This is a genomic window from Pseudomonas sp. W15Feb34, assembly GCF_023127765.1.
Taxonomy (GTDB): Bacteria; Pseudomonadota; Gammaproteobacteria; order Pseudomonadales; family Pseudomonadaceae; genus Aquipseudomonas; species Aquipseudomonas synxantha_A.
Genome location: NZ_SPKN01000010.1, coordinates 132418 through 138753, shown reverse-complemented (window position 1 = coordinate 138753; position 6336 = coordinate 132418). Strand labels below are relative to the sequence as shown.

At 58.6% G+C, this 6336-nt stretch carries 7 protein-coding genes; 2 read left to right on the top strand and 5 right to left on the bottom strand.

Features of this window, described 5'->3' with window-relative positions; all coding sequences use genetic code 11:
* Positions 1 to 223 precede the first annotated feature (223 nt).
* Positions 224 to 1522, bottom strand: coding sequence for a mechanosensitive ion channel family protein (locus E4O97_RS06495; RefSeq protein ID WP_248160983.1), 1299 nt, complete (start codon positions 1520 to 1522; stop codon positions 224 to 226).
* A gap of 192 nt (positions 1523 to 1714) precedes the next feature.
* Between E4O97_RS06495 and E4O97_RS06490 the strand changes: the two genes are divergently transcribed.
* Positions 1715 to 3061, top strand: coding sequence for a DEAD/DEAH box helicase (locus E4O97_RS06490; protein WP_005790219.1), 1347 nt, complete (start codon positions 1715 to 1717; stop codon positions 3059 to 3061).
* A 47-nt stretch (positions 3062 to 3108) separates the two neighbouring features.
* On the opposite strand, the gene E4O97_RS06485 is transcribed toward E4O97_RS06490, so the two are convergent.
* Positions 3109 to 3384 (bottom strand): hypothetical protein, encoded by a 276-nt coding sequence (locus E4O97_RS06485; protein ID WP_078822004.1) that lies wholly within the window; start codon positions 3382 to 3384, stop codon positions 3109 to 3111.
* 154 nt (positions 3385 to 3538) lie between these two features.
* On the opposite strand from E4O97_RS06485, the gene E4O97_RS06480 reads away from it, so the two are divergent.
* On the top strand, positions 3539 to 3940 hold the full coding sequence (locus E4O97_RS06480; protein WP_248160981.1) for a transcriptional regulator: 402 nt from the start codon (positions 3539 to 3541) through the stop codon (positions 3938 to 3940).
* Positions 3941 to 3979: 39 nt separating this feature from the next.
* On the opposite strand, the gene E4O97_RS06475 is transcribed toward E4O97_RS06480, so the two are convergent.
* From E4O97_RS06475 to E4O97_RS06465, 3 genes are all read right to left on the bottom strand, one after another.
* A complete protein-coding gene (locus E4O97_RS06475; RefSeq protein WP_078822002.1) occupies positions 3980 to 4849 on the bottom strand; it encodes a DUF6279 family lipoprotein in 870 nt (289 codons plus the stop codon).
* A gap of 66 nt (positions 4850 to 4915) precedes the next feature.
* Complete coding sequence (locus E4O97_RS06470; RefSeq protein WP_248128978.1) at positions 4916 to 5638, bottom strand: TorF family putative porin; 723 nt, start codon at positions 5636 to 5638, stop codon at positions 4916 to 4918.
* A 213-nt stretch (positions 5639 to 5851) separates the two neighbouring features.
* Entirely contained in the window at positions 5852 to 6031 is a 180-nt protein-coding gene (locus tag E4O97_RS06465; RefSeq protein WP_003193095.1) for a hypothetical protein, read from the bottom strand.
* Positions 6032 to 6336 lie beyond the last annotated feature (305 nt).

Genomic DNA, 6336 nt, shown 5'->3' with positions numbered 1-6336 from the left:
ACCTTGGCCCGCGTCTGAGCTTTGCAGTACTCGATCTTGCGTTTGGCCTTGTCATGGATTCGTTGCCCCATCATATAGCTACTGAGATTCGATTGTGGCTATGGTGGTGACCTCTGGCTTGTCATCGCAGAAATGTGACTCGGTTGTTTGGCACGCTCAAGGCTTGGAAAGAACCCTGGCGTGGCTAGGTTTTCTTTAGACTTCTGAATATTCAATCGTAGTGTTACGTCAGACTTTTCTCCGGCTCAGGCAAATGAGTCGATCCCAACACCGCCGGCAATACGCCGGCGCGCAGGTCGTTGCCACTCGGCTGCTGATACAGGCTCAGCCCGAACTCCGGCAACACTGCCAGTAGATAATCGAAAATATCCCCCTGGATCCGCTCGTAATCCGCCCACGCGGTGGTGCGGGTAAAGCAGTAGATCTCCAGCGGCACGCCCTGGGCGGTGGTTTGCATCTGGCGCACCATGCAGGTCATGTTCGGCTGGATGTCCGGGTGGCTTTGCAGATACGCCAGGGCATAGGCGCGGAACGTGCCGAGGTTGGTCATGCGCCGGCGGTTGGCCGACAGTTGCGCGCTGTGGCCCTGGGCCTCGTTCCAGGCCTTGAGTTCGGCCTGTTTGCGACCGATGTAGCCGGTGAGCAGGTGCACCTGGGTCATGCGCACTTCTTCGTCATCGCGCAAAAAGCGCACGCCGCTGGCATCGATGTACAGGCTGCGCTTGATGCGCCGCCCGCCGGAGGCCTGCATACCGCGCCAGTTTTTGAACGACTCGGACATCAGGCGCCAGGTCGGGATGGAAACGATGGTTTTGTCGAAATTCTGCACCTTGACCGTATGCAGGGTGATGTCCACCACATCGCCGTCGGCGCCGACCTGGGGCATTTCGATCCAGTCGCCGACCCGCAGCATGTCGTTGCTGGTCAATTGCACGCTGGCGACGAACGACAGCAGCGTGTCCTTGTACACCAACAGAATCACCGCCGACATCGCACCCAGGCCCGACAGCAGCAGCAACGGCGAACGGTCGATCAGGGTGGCGACGATGATGATCGCGCCAAACACGAACAACACCATTTTTGCCAACTGCACATAACCCTTGATCGAGCGGGTGCGTGCGTGTTCGGTGCGCGCGTAGATATCCAGCAGCGCATTGAGCAGGGCACTCATGGCCAGCATCATAAACAGAATGGTGATCGCCAGGGCGACATTGCCGATAAACAGAATGGCGGTCTTGCTCAGGTCAGGTACCAGGTACAGGCCGAACTGGATCACCAGGGACGGCGTCATTTGCGCCAGCCGATGGAAGACCTTGTTATGTCGCAGATCGTTCAGCCAGTGCAGGGCCGGTTGCCGGCCAAGCAATTTGACTGCGTGCAGGATGAGGTAACGCGCTACCCGTCCAACCAGCAATGCCACCACCAGCAGCACCAGCAAACCGAGGCTGGAATGCAGGACCGGGTGTTCATCGAGGGCGCCCCAAAGGTCTTGGACGTTGAGCCAGAGCTGTTTGATATCCATGAGTGAACCGATTCTTCTGTAAGACAACACGGGGCAATTAGAGCATTTAAGTGCAACAAAGTTGACGCTCTGGACAAAATCGCTGACAAAAAAGCAGCTGATTAGCCCTGTTCGCGTAAAGAAACTCGGTTTGGCCGCCCGAAACCGGTAACCTATGGCGCTGATATTTTGTATTTCTTCGAGGTAGCACCCGTGTTTTCCCAATTCGCCCTGCACGAACGCCTGCTCAAAGCCGTGGCCGAGCTTAAATTTGTCGAGCCTACGCCTGTGCAAGCAGCGGCCATCCCGCTCGCGCTCCAAGGGCGTGACCTGCGGGTGACGGCTCAAACCGGCAGCGGCAAGACCGCCGCTTTCGTCTTGCCGGTTCTGAATCGTCTGATTGGCCCGGCCAAGGTCCGCGTCAGCATCAAGACCCTGATCCTGCTGCCGACCCGTGAGCTGGCCCAGCAGACCCTCAAGGAAGTCGAGCGCTTCTCGCAGTTCACCTTCATCAAGTCCGGCATCATTACCGGCGGCGAAGACTTCAAGGTCCAGGCTGCCATGCTGCGCAAGGTGCCGGACATCCTGATCGGTACCCCGGGGCGCATGATCGAGCAACTCAATGCCGGCAACCTCGACCTCAAGGAAGTCGAAGTACTGGTGCTCGACGAAGCCGACCGTATGCTCGACATGGGCTTTGCCGATGACGTGCAGCGCCTGGTCGCTGAATGCGTCAATCGCCAGCAGACCATGCTGTTCTCCGCCACCACCGGCGGTTCAACCCTGCGCGACATGGTTGCCAAGGTGCTGAACAACCCTGAGCACTTGCAGGTCAACAACGTCAGTGACCTGAACGCCACCACGCGTCAGCAGATCGTGACCGCTGACCATAACGTGCACAAAGAACAGATCCTCAACTGGTTGCTGGCCAACGAGACCTACCAGAAGGCCATCGTGTTCACCAACACCCGTGCCGCCGCCGACCGTATCTACGGGCGTCTGGTCGCGCAGGAATACAAGGCGTTCGTGCTGCACGGCGAGAAAGACCAGAAGGACCGCAAGCTGGCCATCGACCGCCTCAAGGCGGGCGGCGTGAAGATCCTGGTAGCCACCGACGTCGCTGCCCGTGGCCTGGACGTTGATGGCCTGGACCTGGTGATCAACTTCGACATGCCGCGCAGCGGCGACGAATACGTGCACCGTATCGGCCGTACCGGGCGTGCCGGCAACGATGGCCTGGCCATCTCGCTGATCTGCCACGGCGACTGGAACCTGATGTCGAGCATCGAACGCTACCTCAAGCAGTCGTTCGAGCGCCGTACCATCAAGGAAGTCAAAGGCACTTACACCGGGCCGAAGAAGGTCAAGGCGTCGGGCAAGGCCGTTGGCGTGAAGAAGAAAAAGACCGACGCCAAGGGCGACAAGAAGAAAACCGGCGCCAAGTCACCGACCAAGCGCAAGATCGCCAACCGGCCGAAGACCGACAACCTGTCGCTCGTCAGCAAGGACGGCATGGCGCCGCTCAAGCGCCGCAAGCCAGAAGCACCGGCTGCCGAATAAGCAGCCAGGCAGAAAAAAACCGGACAATGTCCGGTTTTTTTTCGCCATCAGTTTTTGGCTTTGGAGGCGGCTTCTTTCAGTTCTTTGAGCCTTGCGTCGATCAGTTGGCATTTGTCGGGAAACTCGGCGCTTTCGGTGTCCAGGTCCATTTTCTGCAATTGGGCATTCATCTCCTTGGCCTTCAGCGGATTCTGTTCCGTTAGCTGGGTCACTTGCTTGGCCAGTTCTTCGCGTTTGGCCGTGGCCTCTTCAGGCGTGCAAGCCCAGGCGGGCAGGGCGCTCAACAGTGTGGCGGCAATCGCCAGGTTCATCAGGGTTTTCATGGTCGGACCTCCTTGGCGGTATAGGCAGTTGAGGCGGCGAACGTCTGGAAAGTTCAGAGAAATGAAGCCCGTCTATCCGGGTGAACGGCCAGTGCCCCCACGTGTCACTACCTATGACGGGCTAATTTTTCATCGGCCTGCAGGAGGAATCAGGATGACGACTTACAACTGGGATCTGATCGAACGTCTGCTGCACGAAGTGCAGAACGGCGAGGGCAGCTTCGCCCCGCGTAAATACGCCGAGCAGGAAGCCGCTGATAAGGCTGCGGCTGGCGAGGACACCGGGAACCTGGATGCGCTGAAAAAAACCGCTGCGGATTACGAGGCGTTGTTGTTCAAGCGCGGGTTTATTGAGTCGCGTCCCGAAGAGGAAGGCGGCAATGGTGAAAACTTCATCTTGACTGAGCGGGGTGCAAGTCTGCTGGCGTTGATCGACAGCTCGATTCCTGGCCATGAGCACCCCCGTCAAGTGATGGACGAGCAGGAGGACGCGCTGGAGGAGGCGACCTTCGATCAAGTCTCTTCCAAAGCTGCGATTGCCGGTGGCGCTATCTAACCCCTGAATCCAATGTGGGTGGGAGCCCTGCTCCCCTCCCTATTGATTTGCGCCGGCTTTGAGGCATTTAAGCGCTTTGAAATCGCCTCGTACGCCGTCGATTTTTTGCCTCAGCTTCTGACGTTGTTGCTCGGTGCTCTCAGCCATCAGGTCCACGATCAGACTGCGCGCCGCCGCTTCGGTCTGGGCATAGGCAGCGCGGTATTCAGGCGTCCATAGGCTCTCCCTGTCCACCAGCAAACGTTGCATTTTCTGCGGGAAGTCGGCGTCGTGGCGGTGTTCAACGGCCTCGATAAACTGCGCCTGCCAATGGGCGCGGTTGCCGATCCACGCCTGGTTCTGTTCGCCCAAAGCGTTGGACCACGCCGTTACACGGTTTTGCTGGCTGGCGCTCAGCGGGCCGATCCAGGCATCCAGGCGCTTGCTCATGCGCTGGGCGCGTTCCTTGATCTGCTGGGCCAGCGGCGGTTTGAGGTATTCATCCTGGCGTTTGCGCAGGTCTTTGGCCAGGGCGTCGCTCATGTCCTTGACCTGTTGATCATCCAGACCCTGCAGCAACTGCACGGCGGACGGGGTGATCTCCCGCGCGATCTCGGCAATCGCCTGCTTGGCTTCCACGGTTCGGGTTTGCAGCGCGGCGTCAGTGATTTGCTGGCTGTCGACCATCTGCTGCAGGCGGTCGAGCCAGTCCAGGTAGCCCGGCAATTGCGTGGTGCAATGCCAGGCCAGGTGTTCCTTGAGGGTGTCGTTGAACCAGCTCTTCTGCCCTGCATTCATATCCAGGTAGTCGTTGAGGGTCCAGGGGATGATCACGTCGAGATTACGGTAGGCCAGGCCCACGCGATTGCAGCCGGCGAGCACCAGGCTCAGGGTCAGCAGTACCATCAGGAGTTTGAGCCGGCGCAACATGGGCGAGTCCTTGCACAGATGGGGTTAATGCATGTGAACCTGCGCGGGGTGCGACAGTTCAGCCCATCAATAAAACGGCCGGACGGCCTTCAAGGTCAACAGGCCGTCGCATTGCGAGTTGTGTCCGGAGTAGGCCGAGCACTCTCCGCCGCTGAGGCTGGAGTCGCTGTAGATCAGATCCAGGTCGATGCCTTTCCAGGCCCGGGAGAATTGCACCGACCAGTCGCTGAAACTGCTGATGGCGCCGTTTTCCACCGACACCGGTGTGCCCAATTGGTGGGTGGTGTATTTCATGCTGACGCCGATACCGAAGGGCTGGGTGCCGCCGAGGTCGGCGAACAGGGTGCTGTCCTGGCGGTCGGGGTCGTTGCTGAAGGACACGCCGAAGCGGTTGCCCAACAGGTTCAGGCCGCCGTAGAACTCCTGGCTGTCGAGGGGGCTGACCTTGGGGTAGCTGTAGTGAATCAAGCCCACTTCATAGCCCAGGGTCTGGTCGAAAGGGCGTTTGAAACCCAGGTAGGAGTCAACTTCGAGATTGTTGGCCGACGACAGGCCCATATTCGGTGAAAACTGGCCGAAATACAGGCCGCTGTCGTGGGTAAGGTCCAGGCCACCGTGGAATGAGTCACTGCCAGGGGAGGTGGGCTTGACCAGGCCCTGGGCCATGCTACGGCTGGGGGTAGTGCCCAATTTCAGGTCGAAGTCGCCCAGTTCACGCTGAAAAATCTGCGCTTCGGCCAAAGGGCTGGCGATCAGAATGCTGACCAGGAAAATACAGCGTTTAAGCATGCTTCACTCCATGAAAAGCGAGGAGCAGTAACAGATGGGGTCGAGCAGATGCCCGTGCTAGACGTGTGCAAGGATACCGGCGAATGCCAGGCATTGAGGCCCGTTCGTCGATTAGCTTGGTATTGAAGGGTGTACGAGGGTGTTTCCAACTCTAGTCCTAGCGCCTTGAAGGCAAGACGCTTAGGGACCAGATGCAGTGCGCAGGTAGGACGATTACTTCTTGCCCAGGCTGATCTGCTTGGACGGGCCGAAAGTCTGGCCGCTCACGCCCTTGGCAATTTGCTGGATTTCGCCGCCGGACTTGAGGAAAGCAGCAATCTGGCTGTTGATCGATTCGCTGGTTTCAACGGCGGGAGCTGGCTTTGCTTTGCTGTTGGATGCTTTTACACGCATGGCGGCCACTAACCTGTAGAGAATTAACTTGGCCAGGCATCGTACAGGAAATACTTGACAATTGCTTGGCAAATATCCCCTGAGAATATAGGCCAGGCTGGGAAAGAGCCCAGGTTTAATGATGAAATAAGCCGCTAACTTACTGTTTTAGCTCGAAACCATGGGCGTGTGCGAGGTTGGCGGCCCGGAAAAATTCAACCGATTGATCAGACGAGCGGGGCGATGCCAATAGAACGCCATGCCAGCCCGCGATTTTTCAGGCGCGCGCGCGTGCAGGGCCCAACTCGGGTAGAATGCCGCCCACG

Excerpts from the sequence above, each read along its gene's own strand:
- E4O97_RS06495 (WP_248160983.1), bottom strand. The coding sequence starts at position 1,522 with ATGGATATCAAACAGCTCTGGCTCAACGTCCAAGACCTTTGGGGCGCC.
- E4O97_RS06485 (WP_078822004.1), bottom strand. The coding sequence starts at position 3,384 with ATGAAAACCCTGATGAACCTGGCGATTGCCGCCACACTGTTGAGCGCC.
- E4O97_RS06480 (WP_248160981.1), top strand. The coding sequence starts at position 3,539 with ATGACGACTTACAACTGGGATCTGATCGAACGTCTGCTGCACGAAGTG.
- E4O97_RS06475 (WP_078822002.1), bottom strand. The coding sequence starts at position 4,849 with ATGTTGCGCCGGCTCAAACTCCTGATGGTACTGCTGACCCTGAGCCTG.
- E4O97_RS06470 (WP_248128978.1), bottom strand. The coding sequence starts at position 5,638 with ATGCTTAAACGCTGTATTTTCCTGGTCAGCATTCTGATCGCCAGCCCT.
- E4O97_RS06465 (WP_003193095.1), bottom strand. The coding sequence starts at position 6,031 with ATGCGTGTAAAAGCATCCAACAGCAAAGCAAAGCCAGCTCCCGCCGTT.